Source organism: Ligilactobacillus salitolerans (assembly GCF_003864415.1).
GTDB classification, from domain to species: domain Bacteria; phylum Bacillota; class Bacilli; order Lactobacillales; family Lactobacillaceae; genus Ligilactobacillus; species Ligilactobacillus salitolerans.
In genome coordinates this window covers 1-19009 of sequence record NZ_BFFP01000021.1, presented here as the reverse complement: position 1 = coordinate 19009, position 19009 = coordinate 1, and the positions used below count along the sequence as shown (strand labels likewise).

Here is a 19009-nt window from a genome sequence, read left to right as displayed (position 1 = left end):
AAATCAATTAATTTGAATGGGGGGACCGATAAATGGCTGACGATAATAGTGTCTACCGTGATATCTTCTTTGAAGAAAGTGAAGATAATTTACAACAATTAAATGATAATATCCTGGAACTTGAAAATGAACCTGAAAACAAGGATCTGATCAATGAAATTTTTCGTGCGGCGCATACTTTGAAAGGTATGTCGGCTACCATGGGTTACAATGTGATGAGCAAATTAACCCATAAAATGGAAGACATCTTTGACTTGTTTAAATCCGATAAATTAAAAGTAACTAGTGACCACATCTCATTGATCTTTCGGTGCCTAGACAAACTCACCGAGTTATTAGACGGCTTAAGAGATGATGAAGAACAAACTGACGCTTTGATCATGGACTTGTGGAATGAATTAGACGAGGTCGAAAAGCAAGTCGCGAGTGGAGCGCCAGTCTCAGCTGAAATTGCCGCAGCAATGAAAGAAGCTGAGATCACCAACCCGACAAAAGACCTCCAGCTGCTATTCTCGGCGCTTGAAGATGCCGACCTTGATGTGATCGAACAGGCTAAGGTTCAGCACGTCAATGCAATTAGTGCCGCTGTCCGGATCGATCCGGAGTCGATGTTAAAGGGACCACGCGCTTTTCTTGTGATCGAGAAGCTGGATAACGAAGGAGACATCATCCACACGGAACCAGCGCCAGATAAGTTGGAAGACGGCGAATTTGAAACCGACTTTAAGCTGGTGATCCTCACGGAGAGCAGTCCGGAGCAGATCAAAGAATTGATCGAGTCAAGCAGTGAGATCGCAGAGGTCATCACGGCACCATTTGACGAAAAGACGCAGGTCTCAAAAATTACTCAGCCAGAAAATCCAGCGGCTGAACAAACAGCAACGAGTCAGGCGCCAGAAGCAACTCAAAAACAGACAGCTAAAACCGTGGCAAAGAAAAATGCCGCTCACGGGAAGAATACTAAAAATCAGTCGATTAGAGTCGATTTATCACGTTTAGACCGCTTCTTGAACGTGGTTTCTGAACTGGTCGTCTACCGTAACCAATTGGAAGACGCTAATAGCCGACAAAATGTTGAAGAAGCACACGAATCTTTAGAACAAGTTTCGCGACTGACTTCCGAGCTGCAAGATCTGGTTTTGAAGATCCGAATGCAGCAGGTTAATGTGGTCTTTAGCCGATTTCCTAGGATGGTCCGAGATCTGTCCAATCAGCTGAATAAGAAAATGGCGCTGGAAATTGAAGGCGAAGACACCGAATTAGACAAGACCGTAGTTTCTGAATTAAATGAGCCCTTGATCCATTTGGTCCGTAATTCTGCCGATCATGGGATCGAAGACGCAGAAACCAGAAAACGCTTGGGTAAACCGGAAGAAGGCAAAATCAAGCTTTCAGCTTACCAAGAGGGTAATAAGGTTTTGATCACGCTGACTGATGACGGGCAAGGCTTGAATCCGCAAGTCATGAAAGAGACTGCTGAAAAACGCGGGATCGATACGACTGGAATGAGTGATAAAGAGCTGCAAATGCTGGTTTTTGATCCAGGTTTCTCAACGGCTAAGAAAATTACCAATATTTCTGGCCGTGGGGTTGGCTTGGATGCCGTTCAGGCCAAAATCGATGAACTGGGCGGGTCGCTTGAAGTTGAAAGCAAAGTTGATGTTGGGACCAAAACAGTGATCAAATTACCGCTGACACTGTCGATCATTCAAGCACTAATGGTCAAATTAGGCGATGAAACATTTGCGATCCCGCTAGACGTAGTTGAGCGGGTCGAGATGATCCAAGCGGACAACATCTTACAAACCGCCAGTCAAGAGGTTTATCCCTTGCAAACAGGCTTGACGCCCGTTATTCGCACCGCACGGGTCTTGGGCTTGCCAGAAAATGAAAGTTCAAAGAAGTATATGATTTTGATCAAGAGTGACGAGAAGAACTTTGGGATCGTGGTCGATCAGTTGATCGGGCAGCAAGAGATCGTGATCAAGAAGATCGATCCAATGTTACAACAGGTCAAACGTTTCCAGGGTGCGACGATCTTGGGAAATGGGTCGATCGCGTTGATCTTAGATGTGAATACGATCTGCAAAGGCGTTTAGGTGAAGGCAAATGGCATATTCAGACATACAATTAGATGCACTGAAGGAAACGATGAATATTGGCGGCGGTAAGGCAGCAACGACTATTTCACAAATGATCGGCAGTGTGATCCGCATGCGGGTCCCGGAAGTCACGATCTTGAGCTATAGCGAGCTGTATGCCCAGGTCATGGCAGACGATCAAGAGGTTTATGCAGTTCTTAGTTCGATCGAAGGTGAGCTCAAGGGTGCGATGCTGTTTGTGATCACCAACGCGGCTGCCAAGGATCTTTCTGGCTTGATGGTCGGAACAACAGAAGAGTTAAGTGAAGAGATCAAGGTTTCGGCAGTTAGTGAGCTGACTAATATCGTTTCCAGCTCTTTTCTGACCTCGATCGGCGGACTATTAGATAAAAAAATTAAACCCGAAGTACCTTGCTGTTCCTATGATGTGTTTGGTGCTGTGATCAGCAGTGCATACATGGAATTCGATCAGTTTGGAGATGAAGTGATGGTGATCAGAAATGAATTTAGCTATGATAGCAAACAGCTGGAAGCATCGTTGTACTTCATTCCTGAAGTTGGAGTCATTGATAAAATAATTAAAGCACTTGGAGTTTGAGAGGAGAATGTTAAGTGGCAAAGAAAGTATTGATCGTGGATGACGCTGTATTTATGCGGATGAAATTAAAGGATATTTTGGAAAAAAACGGGTATGAAGTTGCTGGGGAAGCTAAGAACGGCCAAGAAGCTTTTGACTTGTACCAATCTGAAAAGCCGGACTTGGTGACGATGGATATTACCATGCCTGACGTTGATGGGATCCAAGCGGTGAAGATGATCAAGGAATTTGATGCAGCTGCCAAGGTAGTAATGTGCAGTGCGATGGGACAGCAAGGAATGGTAATGGATGCGATCAGAGCCGGGGCGGTTGATTTTATCGTGAAGCCATTTGACACGGATCGTGTAATCAAGGCGTTGGATAAGGCGCTGAACTAAAACAGGGCGGAGCGAAGCGATTAGAAAGTGAGCATTATCGGACTTCAAGCACATAGTGCGGTTTGTGCACTGTGAGCTTGAAGTTAGATAAGCACAACTTTCTGCTTCGCGGAACCCGACTAAGAAAAACAGGGCGGAGCAAACCGGGTAGACACCGAGCATTATCGGGCTCATTCATTACGACGCGGGTTTAAGCGTCGTGATGGATGAGTTGGATAAGCGGAAGTATCTGGTTTGCGGAGCCCGACTAAAAAAACAAGGCGGAGCATGGCGTTCAGAAGACGAGCACTATCGGGTTTTGACATTATAGCGCGTTTTTTGCGCTGTGATGTTGAAACTTGATAGGCGGAATCTTCTGCCATGCGGAGCCCGACTAAAAACACAGGGCGGAGAGGAACGGTTAGAAAGTGAGCACTAGCAAGTCCTGGCATTATAGCGTGGTTTTAGCGCTATTATGCTGGGACAGGCTAGGCGCAACTTTCTGTTCCTCGGAGCCCGACTAAGAACACAGGGTTCCGTGAGTCTTTCTGCTTCATGGAGCTCTAAAAAGGGCAAAGCCTTTCCAGACTGTAGGTCCTAGAGTTGTCTGATAAATTAAGAAAGGATGTGTTTTGTGTGCAAATGATCTTGTTCAAAATGAACGATAAGCAATACTTAATCTCGGCTGCTGCCGTAGAAGAAGTTGTAGACACTGTTCAAATCACCAAAGTTCCCCTTGCCCCAGTCTGGGTCAAGGGTTTGATCAATTTCCGCGGTACGGTATTGACGGTCATTAGTTTGGCCGAATTGGTTGGGTTGCCACAATCGCAAACTAATCGTAATATTATGATTATGAGAAAAGATGACGAGCAGCGGGGGTTGTTGATCGATGAAGTGATCGAGGTTTTAGATGTTGCTCCAGATGAGATCCAGTTAGGAGAAGAGCAAGCAACACCGTACTTTACCGGGGTAGTGACTTTGGAGGATCAGCAGACGATCGCAGATGTCATAGATGTGACCGACAAAATTTTTAGTTAGGGGAGTTAATAAATGAGCGAGAGGGAGTGTCTTTGTGGATCAAGTGTTATCACAGCAAGAAATCGATTCACTTTTGAGTGCCTATGATTCTGGCGAGCTAGATGAAGAAGTGATCGAAAACGAACAAAAAGAGGAAACTCAGGCGAAGCCGTATGATTTTAGGAGACCAACGCGTCTATCTAAAGAATATATCAATACCTTACACATGATTTTTGAGGACTTTGCCAAGATGAGCGGAAATGTTCTGTCAAATATCTTGCGAACTAACTTTGATATGCAATTGGCCTCGATCGAGCAAATCAGTTATGACGAATTTATCCATTCTATTCCGCGTGTCACGATGGTTGGAATGTTTAATGCGTCTCCCTTAAAGGGTTCACAAATGATTGAGATCAACCCGCAGTTATGTATGACTTTCATTGAACTGCTCTGTGGCGGATTTGACCAGGAAAATAACCGCAAGCAGCAACCTTCTTTGGATAAAAATGGTTTTACAGAAATCGAAATGTCCTTGCTGGAAGGGGTCATGGAAGAGTTCTCCAAAATTTTACAGTCTGTCTGGAAAGAAGTTGTTTCCTTAGATGTTAAGCTTGATGGTCTGGAAACTAACCCACAGTTAATGCAGACTCTGTCTCCGAATGAACCGGTCGTCTTAGCGACTTTTACCGTGCAAATCTTTGGCGTTTCGACCTTTATTAACCTCTGTATTCCTTATGTTTCATTTGAAGGGATCTTGGATAAGTTGAGCTTACATAATTGGTTCGATACTAGCCAACAACTGACTGCAGCCGACCAAAGCGAACTAAAACGCGGCTTGAACAAGATCGAATTGCCGATCAGTGTGCTGCTGGGATCGACGGAAATGGATCTGGCTGATTTTCTGAAATTAGAGCCGGGTGATGTGATCAAGCTAGATTCGAAGATCACTCAGCCGCTGGACGCATTCGTGGAAGAACGACCATTTTATCAAGTTAAACCAGGCAAGCAAAATGGCCAGTTAGCGGTTGAATTATTGAGTAAAATCGAGGGGGAAGAGGAAGAATGACTGAGAGTTTAACACAAGAGCAGATCGATGCGATGATGAGAGGCGAGAGTGACCAGGAAAAAGGAGTGCAGGAACCGGCTGAATTATTAGAGGGTCTTGACCAACAGGGTGTGAAGGATCTGATCGGAGAAGTCGGCAATATTTCGATGTCACAGGCAGCAACGACTCTCTCATCGATTTTAGCCCACCGAGTTGCGATTACAACGCCTAGGGTTTCCAAGATTCATTTTGGGGACCTTTTAGACGGGATCGATGCACCCAAAGTTGCAACGACCGTCGAATTTCGCGAGGGCTTAGCCGGAACAAACTTAATGTTGTTGGAAGTCAGTGATGCAACGATCATTGCAGACTTGATGATGGGTGGTAATGGACAACCGGAATCCACCGAGTTTACCGACGTTGAGTTGAGCGCGGTTGGTGAAGCAATGAACCAAATGATCGGTTCAGCATCTACTTCGATGGCAACGATGATCAACCGTAAAGTTGATATTCTCCCGCCCAATGTTCATCTCTGGGAAAAGCCGGACGATGTGAGTGAAGATTCTTTGGACAGACAAGCCGAGATCTACTGTATTTCATTTAAGTTAGATGTCGAAGGTTTGATCGAAAGTGAAATCATGCAGATTTTCTCTTTACCGATGGTCAAAGATATTGTCAAAGCGATGATGTCGGATAAGGCAACGGTGGTTAGACGCGAAAATCAAGCGGAAACTAAAGCAGAAACTAAAGCAGCTCCGACCCCGACTCAACCTGTAAGACAAGAACAGCCAAGTCAGACTAAAGCAGAGGCAAGTAACGTGCAAATTTCTAAACCAGAATTTGAAGAATTATCCAACCATCAAGAACTTGAGGGGGATAACATGGATTTGATCTTAGATATTCCCTTAAACTTAAGTGTTGTTTTAGGACGAACTAAAAAGAGCGTGCGCGACATTTTAAACTTTAATACCGGTTCAGTCATTGAATTAAATAAATTGACTGATGAACCGTTGGAAATCATGTTAAACGGCAAACTGATCGCAACTGGTGAAGTGGTTGTGATCAACGAAAACTTCGGTGTGCGGATCAATAAAATCGTCTCACAGAAGCAAAGGATCAATAAAATTAATTAATTTAGAAAAAAAGTTGAACTTTGTGTTTAACTTTTTTTTTTTTGTCCGATATAAATAGTTGTAGAACAAAAGATGAAGGAGGAAACCTTATGAAAATTAATTCAGATCTGACTGCGATCAACGCTAACTTAGCTAACCGGCTCTATCAACAGGCTGCTCCAAAGAAAACTGCTGCAGGTTCAAAGCAGCATTCTAATGTTGATCTGTCAGAAACAGCTCAGCGCATTCAAAAAGATGCTAAGTGTGACAACTTGGGCAATGATGTTGATCAAGACAAGGTTGCTCGTATTAAACAGCAAATAGCTGACGGGACTTATCAGGTATCCCCCGCAAAAATTGCTCAGCACATGATCGATGAAATGAGATAGGCAGGCCAAAGGAATGAATGAAAAAACCTTTCAAGTAAAATTACGGCAATTTATCAGGCTTTTGAAACAAGAACAGAAATTTTTAATTGCTGATGATGGGGCTGCTTTAACCGAATTGGTTCCCAAAAAAGCTGATTTTGTTCCGCTTTTCGACCAGTATGCAGGAGACATCGGCCAAACGACCAGGGAATTGATCCAAGAGATCCAGGAATTGCAAGAGACGAACTTATTGTTGACTCAGCAGGCCTTAGCTTACCAGCAAAAAATCATGGAGACGATCCAAAAAAGCTTAGCCAAGCAAGAAGTGCCTTACGGCAAAGCTGCCAAGCAGGTTCAGTCTGCGGAACACGCTGAGATCCCTGCAGCAATCGTCGATCAGTCTTTTTAAAACAGTGCAAGCTTGGACTTTAATTAGGGGTGGTCAATTCTTTGACCGCAAGTATTTTTAGGAGGCAAATGATATGTCAGGTTTATTTGGCACCTTAAACACCGCGCGCAGCGGGTTAGACGCCAACCAAGTTGCTTTACAGACAAGCAGTCACAATATCGCGAACACTAACACAGACGGCTATACCCGGCAACGGGTCGATTTAGGGACGAAGATCCCTTACCATAAAACCGGCGTTGGTCTGATCGGAACAGGGGTTTCGGCTAACGGGGTAGAACGGATCGTGGATGACTTTGTGCGTTCACAAGTTCGTGATTCGAATGCAAATTATAATTTTAACGTCCAGAAATCAGATGTTTTAGGTTTGCTGGAAGATGCTTTGCACGAACCGTCTGACGATGGTGTGATCACTCAGCTCAATAATTACGCGGACAGTTTGCAGAAACTTGCAGACAATCCGGAACTGGACACGGCTAAAACGAATGCCGTGCAAATGGGTGTTTCTTTAGCGACTTACATTCAATCGATTGCTAAACAAGTTGGTAAGGTCAATGGCGATACGCAATCGCAATTATCTAAAACAGTACTTGACTTTAACCAAATGGCTGGTGAGTTGGCTAATTTAAACCAGCAAATCTATGACAGCCACTTGGATGATGAAACACCAAATGACCTCTTAGACCGCCGGGACAGCTTGTTGAAAGACATGTCCGGTCAAGCCGATATTACCGTTGCTTTTGACAACTATGGACGCACCACCGTTTCGATCGGTGACCAAGAGATCGTCAATGGCAAATTAGGGGTGCAGCAGAAACTAAGTGTTGTCGTGGGTGCTGCTGCCGGGACAGCTGAGATTTATCCTGACGGTGATGAAACACAATCTAAGCAAGAGATCACGGGCAACTTTGCAGTTGGGGATGTAGTTTTGTCTGCGGCTGATGGCACGGAAAACTATTCCGTACTAGAAGTTAAATCGGGTTCGATCGGCGGGTTACAGGAATCATTAGCCGAGGTACAAGCACATCAAGATGAATTGAATTCTTTTGTGAACGGCTTGATTGCCTCACAAAATATCGTTTATTCCGAGGGAACGAACGCGACAAATGCCTTCTTTGAATCGGATGATCCGACAAACCCGGCTTTATCTTTACGGGTCAACCAAGATCTAGTTAAAGACCCAGGAAAGATGAAGGTTGGCGCGGGGGCAGATCCTGCGGATGGCGATAACAGTTTAGCTTTGGCGATGGCAAAATCATTGAAAGCTAAACTTGATTATCCTGTTGATCCCGCGGACTTACTGACGAACTTTGACCCGACGAGTTTGACCTTCACGGCTTCTGAACAAGGAATGACTGTCGCCGGTTCCTATAACAGTATCGTGACTAAAAATGGGATCTCCAAGCAAAAGGCTGACAATATGGCTTCGGCTCAATTAACAGCTTTGAATCAGCTGGAATATAAAGATCAAGCAGCTTCAGGGGTTAACTTGAACGAGGAAATGTCTGACGTGATCAGATTCCAGCAGGGTTTCCAGGCAAACGCCAGATTATTAACCGTTGTTTCTGATATGTTGGATACTTTGATCAATAGAACGGGGGTGTAATGGATGAGAGTTTCAAGTAAGATGGAATATTCTGATTTTATTCGCAATTTAGAATTAAGTACCAATAAAGTTCAAAAAACAATGAACCAGTTATCAAGTTTAAAAGAGGTCAACAAGGCTTCAGATAACCCGTTATTGGTGGCTAAGATCTTGGATCTCAACGTTTCAATTGCGCAAAACAAGACATACGGCCAGACGATCTCTGATGCTAATCAATGGTCGCGCACGCAGGATTCAGCTTTGGACAGCGTTTCGAACTTGATGTTGCGGGTCCGTGACCTGATCGAATCTTCTGCCAACGCCGGGACAGTCACTTCAGACAGCTTGGCGGCTAACAAGCGCGAGATCTCAGAGTCGATTTCCGGGATCGTCGATGCTTTGAACACGAACTTCGATGGCCGTTATGTTTTTGGCGGCAGTCAAACTCAAAAAGCACCATTCTCACTGATCAAAGATGCAGACGGCAACGCGGTCAGCATTCAGTATCTGGGGAATACTTCTGACCTGACACGCGAGATCTCTGACGGTGTTGACTTAGACCTAGCAACCAACGGCTCTCACTTGATGAATTCCGATGGTACATCTGGAGTCGCAGCTGATGGCAGTGGCGGATTGACAACTTTCTTTTCAGACTTGATCTCCACCTTGGATAATGGTGATCCGAACGGTGATCTATCCACCCGCTTCATGAAAGAAGTCGATGATTTTGCCGGCAACTTTACTAATTATCGTGCAAAGGTCGGTTCAATAGAGAATAGGCTGCAATCCGCGGCTGACCGAAATGATACAGAAAAAAATTCATTGGCAGAAACTTTGTCAAATAAACAAGACGTGGATGTTGCACAGAAATACATGGAGTATCAGAATCAAATGCTATCGTACCAATCGACTTTAGCGATGGGTACACAGATTATGCAAACAACTATTTTGGATTATTTGAAGTAGGCAAGTACAGTTGCAAGGCTGTTGGGGGTTGTTGTTTTACTGAGAAGTTCTGAAATTAAATTGATTGCTGGGAACAGGTCTGGGGGGACACTGAGACCAGCAGTCTAAGTCAGGGCTAAGCATCATAGGGGGTGCTTAGCCCATTTACAAGTTAAAAATTGAGCATTATCCGGAGCTGTCAAGCTGGTTTTTCTTTTGCCGCTTGTGCTCTGGCGGAAATTTTTAGGAAAGTGCAGGGGACAAATAGTGGCACAAGAAAAGAAAACTCTTAAAAAGAAGAGTATTGGCGGATATATCTTACTGGTATTAATGCTAGTAACGCTGATTCCAGCAATTATTGTGGAGGCAGTCTCGTTTTATACTACACGCTCGCAGCTCATTGAGAAAAATGATCGTTTAAAACAGACGGCGGTCAATGTGATCAAAACACAACGGCAGAACTTGGAAGGCAGCACCTTGGTGCAGATAGATTCTTTAAAGAAGCAGTCTGAAATCAAGTCTGATGCTTCTTTGGATAAAGTACAGCAAGTTTTAAAGATTGCGAATGGCGGCACGCGCAGAAATATTACCAACTTAATGTATGTCAATTCTAACGGAACGTATACTTATTCGAATTTCCCTATGCCTAAAAACATGGAAATTTTATCTCAAGATTGGTATCAAAAAGCCAAGACCAAAGGTTTATACTGGTCGGAGCCATACTTTGATCCCGCCATCAAACAATACAGTGCCAGCGTCTCACAGAAAATTATTGACAGTAAGGGACATGCCCATGTGATCGCAGCAACAGTCTCATATGCTGCGGTCGAAGAGGCTATTGCTGATCTCAAAGTTGGGACTAGTGGTCAGGCAGCCGTCATTACTTCTCAAGGACGAGTTTTGATCAAGCATAATACCGGTAAAGGCAACCATGCTTTTAAATCTGGAGAAATGATCAATAAAACAGCAGTCTATAAGGCAGTCGCAAAGTCTAATAAGCGCAAAGGAACGATTGCTGTGCCAGGGCATAGTGCAGTCGGTAAGGTGACCTTCGATAAGGGCATGCCGGGCAGCACAACTTGGACCATCGCTCAGATGAACGATGATGACCTATCAGGCGGCAAGAGTGCCATGCTGCTGACAATAGCTCTCGTCTTGTTAGCAGTCATTATCTTAGGCTACCTTGTTTCTTCAAAGATGACAGCAGTCGTCAGGAAAGTTCTGGGTGTCTTTGAAAAGGCCTTTAGTGACGCTGGTCAGGGTAAGATCCATTACCTGCCGTCTAATAAAAAAGAGTTGGAACCTGCTAAAGGGTACTTCCAACGCATGGGACAAAAGATGGCTCTGGCTTCATATGATGGACATGAATTTAACCGCGTTGCTGCCAGCTATAACGACATGATTGCGTCTGTTTCGACGCTGATCAGCCAGGTACAAAATGAATCAGACGTTGTTTCAGATAAAGCTGCCTCATTGTTGGATCTTTCCAAGCAGACGACGACAGCTTCAGAAGAAATTGCCCAGACGATCACAGAAATTGCTGAAGTTACCGGTTCACAGGCCAAGGAAACGACAGAAAGCGTTGATCAAGTGCAAAACATTACCGCTAATATCGGCAATGTGAACGCGAATATCCAGGTTTTAGCTCAGTCTGCCAGCGAAGCTTCTGAAATCGGACAAAATAACATGGATATTATGGACAAGGTCAATACCAACTGGAGCGACCAGCTAAATGGTATGAAAGACTTGATGGAAAGCGTTAAGCAGATGGATAGTGATGTCCAAAATATCACGAAGATCGTTAACGTGATCAATGATATCGCGCGCCAGACCAATCTCTTGGCTTTAAATGCCTCGATCGAAGCTGCAAGTGCCGGGGAAGCAGGTAAAGGCTTCTCAGTCGTTGCTGCTGAAATTAGAAAATTGGCCGAGGAAAGTAATAACTCTACCAAGGAAATTGAAGCGATCATCGCTCAGATCAGAAATCAATCAACAGACATGGTGCAAAAGACGACCTCCTCGCTGGAAAACGGTGAAAAACAGACGACGTTGATCGTTGATGCAATCAAGTCCACGATGAATGTCTACCAGCACAATGAATCCATGAGCGAAAATGTGCATGAATTGACGAGTGGGGCGGCAGAAATTGTGGATACGCAAGCTGCCATTTTAGAAAAATTGGAAAGCATTTCTGCTTCGACTCAAGAAAATGCGGCAGGTACCGAAGAAGTATCCGCTAATTCAGAAGAAGTGCAAGCTACGATGGACGAGTTTACTGACCACGTGGCCAACCTGCAAAGCAGTGCTGCACAATTGAAGAAGTATACTGATGAATTTGATTTGGAAAAATAAATTTTAGGTTTCTGCGACTAGCTTGAATGCAAGCTGATCGTTCAGACACACAAAAGCTCTCCTGCAACATGAACCGAAGATGATTCGGCAACGTTGATGGAGAGCTTTTTTGTGGATATTTGAGTTTAATTTTGCCAGCTGATGATGACTGCTTGGGGGCCGGCGTATGCCAAAACTGTTGGCGTGATAATTTTCTCTTTGATCTCGAGCTGGGGCAAACGACTGGTTAAAGCCTGCCGATAAAAACGGACAGTAGCCTTGTCTGCAGCTGCCAGCGTAATTTGTTTTGCCTTTTTGCCAATCATTTCTGTCGTCGCCGCGATGATTTTTTTGGTCCAGGGACTATTCAGAATAATTTCGAGTTCGCCTGACTGTGAAAATTTCAGGATAGATTTTTCGCGGGCCAGCTGACCGCTTAGAGTATGGCGGCGTGCGATCGAACCCATTTTATGCAGATCTTTTAAATCATCCGCCAATAACAAGGTGTGGAGCTGCGCGCGCCGCTGCTCTAGTTGAGGGAGAATTTCCGATAGACTTTTGCCTTTTGCGACAAGTGACGCTGCGTACTCGACCAAAAGACCCTCACTTTCACCTAATGAGCGCGAATCGAAGAGCTGAACATTAAGCGGTAGATCGTTGTGGTCCGCCAAGTGGTGCAGTTTTGACCCTAGACCGCTGATCGAATGAGCAATGTGGATGATCAAAACGTCAGTAAATCCTTGACCATAAAGCTGCATGAGCAAGGCTAAAATTTCAGTGAGCGGGATCTGTTCTTCGGTCAACATATTGCCGCGAGTTCGCGCAAGTTCGGCCAGCTTTGCTGGAGCGGGCAGTTGGCCTTCTGACCAGGCTTGATCGTTTAAGAGCAGCGGGATCTCTAAGATCCTGATATTTGTTTGGGCGTCCGTTTGTTCACTGAGCCAAGCGGCGCTATCTGTCAAGATTGCAATTTTCATCAGTTTATCCATTCCATCAAAAATTAGCAGCATTATCGCTCGATGTTCAGTGGGGCTCAAAGTTTCTTGTTTTGGGCCCGACGGTAAAGGCTGACTATGCATCAAATTATAACACGGATCCTAACTTGATAAAGGTACACCTTTTTCCTATACTTAATGATGCAAGTTAATGGTGGTTCGTAAACATCCCACCTAAAAAAACTAGGAGGTTTTTTTGAAGTGACACAAAGAAATAATAAAATAGCTGATCTGACTAAGATCGCGCTAGTCGCAGCACTCTATGTGGTGCTGACAGTCGTATTGCTCCCTTTCAGCTATGGGCCGCTCCAATTTCGTTTATCGGAAATGCTGAATACCTTGGCGGTTTTTAATAAACGATATATCTGGGGCGTGACCTTGGGCTGCTTGATCGCAAATTTATGGTCCTCAATGGGTGCCGTGGATATGATTTTTGGTACGTTGCAGACTTTAGCTATGACTTGGTTGAGCTGGTATGTGGGGCAGCATCTTCGCTCTTTACCAGCTAAACTGGGGGCAACGGTCATGATCTGTACCTTGATGTCTTGGGCAGTCGCCTTGGAGTTGCATTTGGTCAGTCAGGTACCTTTTTGGCTGACATATTTGACAGTTGGGATCGGTGAATTCGTGGTCGTGGTGATCGGTGCGGTACTGATCTGGCTGATCGCACGCACAGTGGACCTTAGCAAGTAACAAATAAGAGGAGAAAGGCGAATAGATGCTGACCTTAATTTTTCTAATACTTTTGGTTTTGATCTTTTGGGGAATGCTGAAATTTTTCTTAAATGTCGGCTGCGGTTGTTTATTAGGGCTGCTTTTGCTGGCGATTTTAGTGGCAATCCTTTAATCCCAAGGCGATGGAATATTTCAGCAGAAATAATTTTTGCTGAAAATTATTTGCTTATGCTGGACTTACCTCCAGATAAGTAAGATGTGGAGGTACATCGGCGTACCAGCAGTCCAGACTATTTTGAAAATTGCTGTGCCGTCAGTGTCAGACCAATCATGGTTTATAGAATTACAAAAAACTGGTACTAGAAGCTTCACATTGGAAATCTTCTAGTACCAGTCTATTTTTTAGTGTTAATTAATTAGATAGTTTGAGTTCAGGGTCTAAATCGTGTTTACTGTTTTTGTAGTCCGTTGATCGCGGTGTCAATACGAGTGATCGCATTATTGACGTCTTGCTGAGAAGCTGCGTCAGACTTGATGACGCCATTTCCGCGCTGAGCTGCAACTTGCAATGCTTCTAGTGATGCGTCAGTATAAACACCATTAGTTTGGAGATACTTGTTTGCCTCTTGGAGTTTAGCCTCAAGCGGCTGTTTATTGACATTTTGGTCCGACTTCTTCTGCAAACCGTTGATTGCTTGGCTGATCCGCGCGATGGCATTATTGACGTCTTGCTGGGAAGCTGCGTCGGACTTGATGATGCCATTCCCGCGTTGTGCTGCGACTTGCAAGGTTTCTAGTGATGCTTCAGTATAAACACCATTAGTTTGGGGATACTTGTTTGCCTCTTGAAGTTTAGCCTCAAGCGGCTGTTTATTGACATTTTGGTCTGACTTCTTCTGCAAACCGTTGATTGCTTGGCTGATCCGCGCGATGGCATTATTGACGTCTTGCTGGGAAGCAGCGTCAGACTTGATGACGCCGTTACCACGCTGAGCTGCAACTTGCAAAGCTTCTAGCGAGGCGTCAGTATAAACACCATTAGTGTAGAGGTACTTATTAGCTTCCTGTAATTTGGCTTCTAATGGTTGTTTGTTAACTTCTTGGCCCGAAATTCTTTGCAAGCCGTTAATTGCTTGGCTGATCCGCGCGATGGCATTATAAATATCTTGCTGGGAAGCCGCATCGGACTTGATGACGCCATTTCCGCGTTGAACTGCGATCCGTAAGTTTTCTAATGAAGCTTTGGTATAAACACCATTGGTGTAAAGATACTTGTTAGCTTCTTGGATCTTGGCTGAGAGGGCAGTCTTATCAACCTGTCCAGTCGAAGGTTGCGAAGGCTGCGGTTGACTTGGCTGTGCCGGTTGAACTGTGATCTTTCCCCCGGTAAACTTCAAGGTGTTGCCGGCATAAATCAAGTCTATATTAGTAATACTGTTCAACTGTGCGATTTGTTGCGGGGTTAATGTTGTACCCTTGGCCTTCAGAGCTTCAGAGATCCCCCACAAGGTGTCCCCAGATCTGATCGTGTAGACCGTTTGCGGGTCGCTGATTTGACCAGCTATTTGGTCGGGAGAATTAGCCTGCCAATCATCAGCTCGTGCAAGTGTCGGCACAGCAAATAACGCTCCAGCACATAAAGCCGTCAGCGTTCCAGACCTTAATATTTTAGTTAATTTATTTGCGTGTCTTAAATTTGAGTCGTCATCCATGTGGTATAACCTCCATTCAAATTTCAGTGATACCTTCTGTCATTTGACCTAGTGACCTTGGTCTCAAACATTTTTGTGCTTGTTTTGCAAGCCCCCCTTCAAGCAGCTAGGGAATATTTCCCTGCTTCTATTTGCATGCTAGCACTTCTCTCATATAAGTCAAATCTTAAGGTGTTTATAAAAATAAAACGATTTATTTTTTTGGAAAAAGTGCTAGAAATTAGACGGGATCGTCTGATCGAACTAAAATTTGAACAATAATTGAAATTTAGCGCCGTGTCTGTGCGGGTAAATGATAGAATTAAACAGAGTTGTACTACGCGGATATTAGTCAAGCAGGGTTGGGAGAGAGAACGGATGAAGCACATTGTGACAGGGATCGTTGCGCATGTTGATGCTGGAAAGACCACTTTATCGGAAGGGCTGCTGTTTCAAAGCGGCGGTCTGCGTAAAATGGGGCGTGTTGACACGGGTGATGCTTTCTTGGATCCGGAAAAATTGGAGAAGCAGCGGGGGATCACGATTTTTTCCCACCAGGCTGAATTATCTTGGCATGACCTTTCATTGACGCTCTTAGATACACCAGGGCACGTGGATTTTGCCGCCCAGACCGAGCAAGTGCTCAGCGTTTTAGATTACGCGATCTTGGTCATTGAAGCAGCTGCGGGAGTCCAGGCTTATACCTTGACCTTGTGGCGTTTGCTGAAACGGTACCACGTTCCGGTCTTTATCTTTGTTAACAAAATGGATCAAAGTTTGCAGCAGCAAACAGAGATCATGGGGCAGCTGCAAGAGAAGTTAGCAGAGGGCTGTTTGGATTTCACCCAGGTGACCCAAGGAGACCCTGCAAAAGAAGAGTTAGAAGCTTTTTATGAATCGGCGGCCATGCAAAATGACACGGTCTTAGCTGATTTCTTGGAAAACGAGCGCGTCACAGACGCTCAGCTGCAAGCAATGATCCAGGACCGTGAACTGTTTCCTTGTTTTTTCGGGTCGGCCCTTAAAATGCAGGGGATCGAGACCTTGCTGCAAGGTCTGGCAAGATGGACACTGGCCGCGCAAGCACCAGACAACGAAGATTTTGGCGCGCGTGTCTTTAAAATTTCTCATAACGAAAAAGGAGAACGATTAAGCTGGCTGCGCTTGACCAGTGGCCGTTTGCAGCCAAAAGACGTTTTGGCAGACGGGCAAAAGGTCAACCAGCTAAGGCAATACAACGGTCTGAAAGCTGCTCCACTGGACCAGGCTCTTGCCGGTGAGGTCTGTGTGATCCCCGGATTAACAGGGACTTACCCAGGTCAAGGGCTAGGAGCTTGCGCAGATGCTTTAAGTCCAGTTCTTGCTCCGGTCTTAAACTATCGCGTTGAGATCGGCGATTTGGATGTGCAAGTCGTGCTGCAAGCTTTGCAGCAGCTTGAAGATGAGGATCCGCAATTACACGTTGTTTGGTCAGAATTTTTGCAGGAGATCCGGGTCCAATTGATGGGGCAGATCCAGCTAGAAATTTTACAAGCCCTGCTTGAACAACGTTTCGGTTTATCTTTGACCTTTAGTCAAGGCAGTATTTTGTACAAAGAAACGATCAAAGGGCCGGTAGAAGGTGTGGGACATTTTGAACCCCTCAGACATTACGCTGAGGTTCATTTGAAATTAGAACCCGCCCCGGTCGGCAGCGGGCTGTCATTTGCCAGCGAGTGTCCCCTAGAGGTCCTATCCAACAACTGGCAAAACCAAGTCCTGGGCAATCTGCAAGCCAAAGAACATTTGGGTGTACTTATTGGAGCTCCTTTAACAGATGTCAAAATCACCTTGGTTGGCGGGAAAGCCAGCAACGTGCATACGGTTGGCGGAGATTTCCGGCAGGCAACCTGGCGGGCGGTGCGTCAGGGACTCATGGAATTAAAAGTTCAAAAGCAGTGTGAAGTGTTGGAACCGTGGTATCAGTTCACACTGACCGTCGGACAAAAACAGGTTGGACGGGCGTTAACTGATATTGAACGAATGCACGGGGAATTTCAGCTGCCTGAGGAAAAGCAAGCCGCAACTGAGCAAGTAGTTTTAACGGGAACAGCCCCGGTTGCGCAAATGCAGAATTATCAGGCAAAAGTCCGCGCCTATACACACGGGCAAGGACAGCTGGAATGTGTTTTTGCCGGCTATCGCGCCTGCCATGATCAAGCCGCAGTAGTTGCCCAAAAGAATTATTCAGCAGTCGCCGACTTAGACAACACGCCAGATTCTGTTTTTTGTGCACACGGTGCAGGTTATCCGGTAGCCTGGGACCAGGTGCCAAAGATGGCGCATTATCCCTATCAAAACAAAGAGTAGAGAATAATCAAAAAAGCAGCACTCAGGTGAAAATCTGAATGCTGCTTTTTTTCTGGCAGGTATTGAAACGAATGAAAGTGTCTGAATTTTATCTAGTGTCTATTATGTAAGTCTTTCGTGCTGCTGCTACACGGCAACTTTTTCTGTTTTGACGACTATAACGTATTCATTGTTAATGAAATTAACCTTGCAGTCCTTGACTTGGTAGTTGGCTAAGGTATGGGCGCACGCGTTTTCGAAAGTCTGGTCTAAATCCTCACCGTGAAAGATATTGATCATTGAGCTATCCACTTGATTCACTCCAATCTATGAATTTGATAAGAAATATAACACATTTATCCAATTAATACATGTTGTTCACAATATGCTTTATTTTGAAAACTTTATTATAATAAGTTTTCTGTGAGGGATATTAAAAATTCTGAATATAGAGTGAAAAAAATATATGTTAAATGCTTTTGGATAATGGACTCGTTTGATGAAAAGCCGTTTGTGTGTAAAGGATGGGAGAGATACGATGCAAGATACAATTGTCAGGTATCCAATCAAGGTCAGCCAGATCAAGGACCAGGATTACAGCTACCAGGTTTATTTGCCGGATTTTCAGGGATACACGGCCGGGATCGACTATGAAAACGCGATTTTTATGGCACGCGACTACATTGGGACACGCAGTATTTGCAGTGATTTGCCAGCTCCAAGTTCAGACCTCCCGCAGGTTGAAGAACCGGAAACTGCTTTATTTGTTAAGGTTAATATTACAGAATTTCGTTTAACGCACGGACTAAAATCGGATGGATATTTGTAAAAAAAACTCTTTTTGGCCCAAAAGCGCAGGTCAAAAAGAGTTTTATCTGTCGGTGTAAGTGGCGATCTCGATCAGATTAGAATCAAGGTCATGAACATAGATCGAAGTCATTTTACCTTCGGAGCCAAAACGTTCGCTTGGTCCGGCAACAATATCCACGAAGTAGCTTTTCAAATGGTTGACAATGTCATCAACTTTGTCTTTAACCACGATACACAAGTCGGCGGCGCCAGGAACCGGGTGAGCTGGCTGCAGATCAGCTGTGACTTCTGCTTGCTGCAAGTAAATCAACTGGTGGCCGCAGCGGATAGTGATGGTTTGAGCGGTACTCTGTTCTGGTAATTCCTGCATGTCAAAAACTTCATGGTAAAATCTGAAGGCTTGATTGACATTGGCAACGGGTAGGACAAGGTGGTCGATACGACTAACTTTCATAAGACTGACACTCCTGCTTTTTTATTTCTACCCCTATTATAGCAAGCAAGCAGACTAATTAACATAGACCTTCCGGTGAACGTAAGTGGCCGTTTTTAGTTGGTCACTTTCCTTCTCCCGATTTTGGACGAATTCTGACTAAATGATTGTGAATTAAAAAAGTTACTTCTAAACTTCTTGTTTGTATCCTT

General features: G+C 44.7%; 18 protein-coding genes and 1 riboswitch. Of the genes, 14 read left to right on the top strand and 4 right to left on the bottom strand.

All coding sequences use genetic code 11. The features are described 5' to 3' along the window. Positions 1–32 precede the first annotated feature (32 nt). From LFYK43_RS06850 to LFYK43_RS06800, 11 genes are all read left to right on the top strand, one after another. Entirely contained in the window at positions 33–2099 is a 2067-nt protein-coding gene (locus tag LFYK43_RS06850) for a chemotaxis protein CheA (RefSeq protein WP_124976753.1), read from the top strand. A gap of 10 nt (positions 2100–2109) precedes the next feature. Continuing rightward, a complete protein-coding gene (locus tag LFYK43_RS06845; protein ID WP_124976751.1) occupies positions 2110–2700 on the top strand; it encodes a chemotaxis protein CheC in 591 nt (196 codons plus the stop codon). Positions 2701–2714: 14 nt separating this feature from the next. Continuing rightward, on the top strand, positions 2715–3077 hold the full coding sequence (locus LFYK43_RS06840; protein WP_124976749.1) for a response regulator: 363 nt from the start codon (positions 2715–2717) through the stop codon (positions 3075–3077). Positions 3078–3698: 621 nt separating this feature from the next. Then, the gene (locus LFYK43_RS06835) at positions 3699–4094 is read left to right on the top strand and encodes a chemotaxis protein CheW (protein ID WP_439957210.1); all 396 of its coding nucleotides are present in this window, start codon (positions 3699–3701) and stop codon (positions 4092–4094) included. A 34-nt stretch (positions 4095–4128) separates the two neighbouring features. Beyond that, the gene (gene fliM / locus LFYK43_RS06830) at positions 4129–5139 is read left to right on the top strand and encodes a flagellar motor switch protein FliM (RefSeq protein WP_124976745.1); all 1011 of its coding nucleotides are present in this window, start codon (positions 4129–4131) and stop codon (positions 5137–5139) included. Then, the gene (gene fliY, locus LFYK43_RS06825) at positions 5136–6251 is read left to right on the top strand and encodes a flagellar motor switch phosphatase FliY (protein ID WP_124976743.1); all 1116 of its coding nucleotides are present in this window, start codon (positions 5136–5138) and stop codon (positions 6249–6251) included. Before fliM ends, fliY begins: the two co-directional genes overlap by 4 nt. Positions 6252–6340: 89 nt before the next feature. Beyond that, positions 6341–6619, top strand: coding sequence for a flagellar biosynthesis anti-sigma factor FlgM (gene flgM, locus LFYK43_RS06820; protein WP_124976741.1), 279 nt, complete (start codon positions 6341–6343; stop codon positions 6617–6619). Between the two features lie 13 nt (positions 6620–6632). Next, positions 6633–7007 carry a hypothetical protein gene (locus LFYK43_RS06815; RefSeq protein ID WP_124976739.1) on the top strand — a complete coding sequence of 125 codons (375 nt, stop codon included), beginning with the start codon at positions 6633–6635 and terminating at the stop codon, positions 7005–7007. A 73-nt stretch (positions 7008–7080) separates the two neighbouring features. Beyond that, complete coding sequence (gene flgK / locus LFYK43_RS06810; RefSeq protein ID WP_124976737.1) at positions 7081–8610, top strand: flagellar hook-associated protein FlgK; 1530 nt, start codon at positions 7081–7083, stop codon at positions 8608–8610. A gap of 3 nt (positions 8611–8613) precedes the next feature. Beyond that, the gene (gene flgL / locus LFYK43_RS06805) at positions 8614–9555 is read left to right on the top strand and encodes a flagellar hook-associated protein FlgL (RefSeq protein WP_124976735.1); all 942 of its coding nucleotides are present in this window, start codon (positions 8614–8616) and stop codon (positions 9553–9555) included. A gap of 246 nt (positions 9556–9801) precedes the next feature. Next, on the top strand, positions 9802–11886 hold the full coding sequence (locus tag LFYK43_RS06800) for a methyl-accepting chemotaxis protein (RefSeq protein ID WP_124976733.1): 2085 nt from the start codon (positions 9802–9804) through the stop codon (positions 11884–11886). Between the two features lie 125 nt (positions 11887–12011). On the opposite strand, the gene LFYK43_RS06795 is transcribed toward LFYK43_RS06800, so the two are convergent. Then, entirely contained in the window at positions 12012–12875 is an 864-nt protein-coding gene (locus LFYK43_RS06795; RefSeq protein ID WP_158609205.1) for a DegV family protein, read from the bottom strand. Between the two features lie 133 nt (positions 12876–13008). After that, a riboswitch (PreQ1 riboswitch) is annotated at positions 13009–13053 on the top strand. An 8-nt stretch (positions 13054–13061) separates the two neighbouring features. On the opposite strand from LFYK43_RS06795, the gene LFYK43_RS06790 reads away from it, so the two are divergent. Further along, complete coding sequence (locus LFYK43_RS06790) at positions 13062–13553, top strand: QueT transporter family protein (RefSeq protein WP_124976729.1); 492 nt, start codon at positions 13062–13064, stop codon at positions 13551–13553. A gap of 431 nt (positions 13554–13984) precedes the next feature. Here LFYK43_RS06790 and LFYK43_RS06785 read toward each other — a convergent pair whose 3' ends face one another. Next, on the bottom strand, positions 13985–15247 hold the full coding sequence (locus LFYK43_RS06785; protein ID WP_124976727.1) for a LysM peptidoglycan-binding domain-containing protein: 1263 nt from the start codon (positions 15245–15247) through the stop codon (positions 13985–13987). 357 nt (positions 15248–15604) lie between these two features. On the opposite strand from LFYK43_RS06785, the gene LFYK43_RS06780 reads away from it, so the two are divergent. Further along, positions 15605–17575 (top strand): elongation factor G, encoded by a 1971-nt coding sequence (locus tag LFYK43_RS06780; RefSeq protein WP_124976725.1) that lies wholly within the window; start codon positions 15605–15607, stop codon positions 17573–17575. A 126-nt stretch (positions 17576–17701) separates the two neighbouring features. On the opposite strand, the gene LFYK43_RS12560 is transcribed toward LFYK43_RS06780, so the two are convergent. Further along, positions 17702–17854, bottom strand: coding sequence for a hypothetical protein (locus LFYK43_RS12560; protein ID WP_158609204.1), 153 nt, complete (start codon positions 17852–17854; stop codon positions 17702–17704). Between the two features lie 238 nt (positions 17855–18092). Between LFYK43_RS12560 and LFYK43_RS06775 the strand changes: the two genes are divergently transcribed. Next, complete coding sequence (locus LFYK43_RS06775) at positions 18093–18383, top strand: type II toxin-antitoxin system HicB family antitoxin (protein WP_124976723.1); 291 nt, start codon at positions 18093–18095, stop codon at positions 18381–18383. 42 nt (positions 18384–18425) lie between these two features. Here LFYK43_RS06775 and LFYK43_RS06770 read toward each other — a convergent pair whose 3' ends face one another. Continuing rightward, positions 18426–18818 (bottom strand): VOC family protein, encoded by a 393-nt coding sequence (locus LFYK43_RS06770; RefSeq protein WP_124976721.1) that lies wholly within the window; start codon positions 18816–18818, stop codon positions 18426–18428. Positions 18819–19009: the final 191 nt, after the last annotated feature.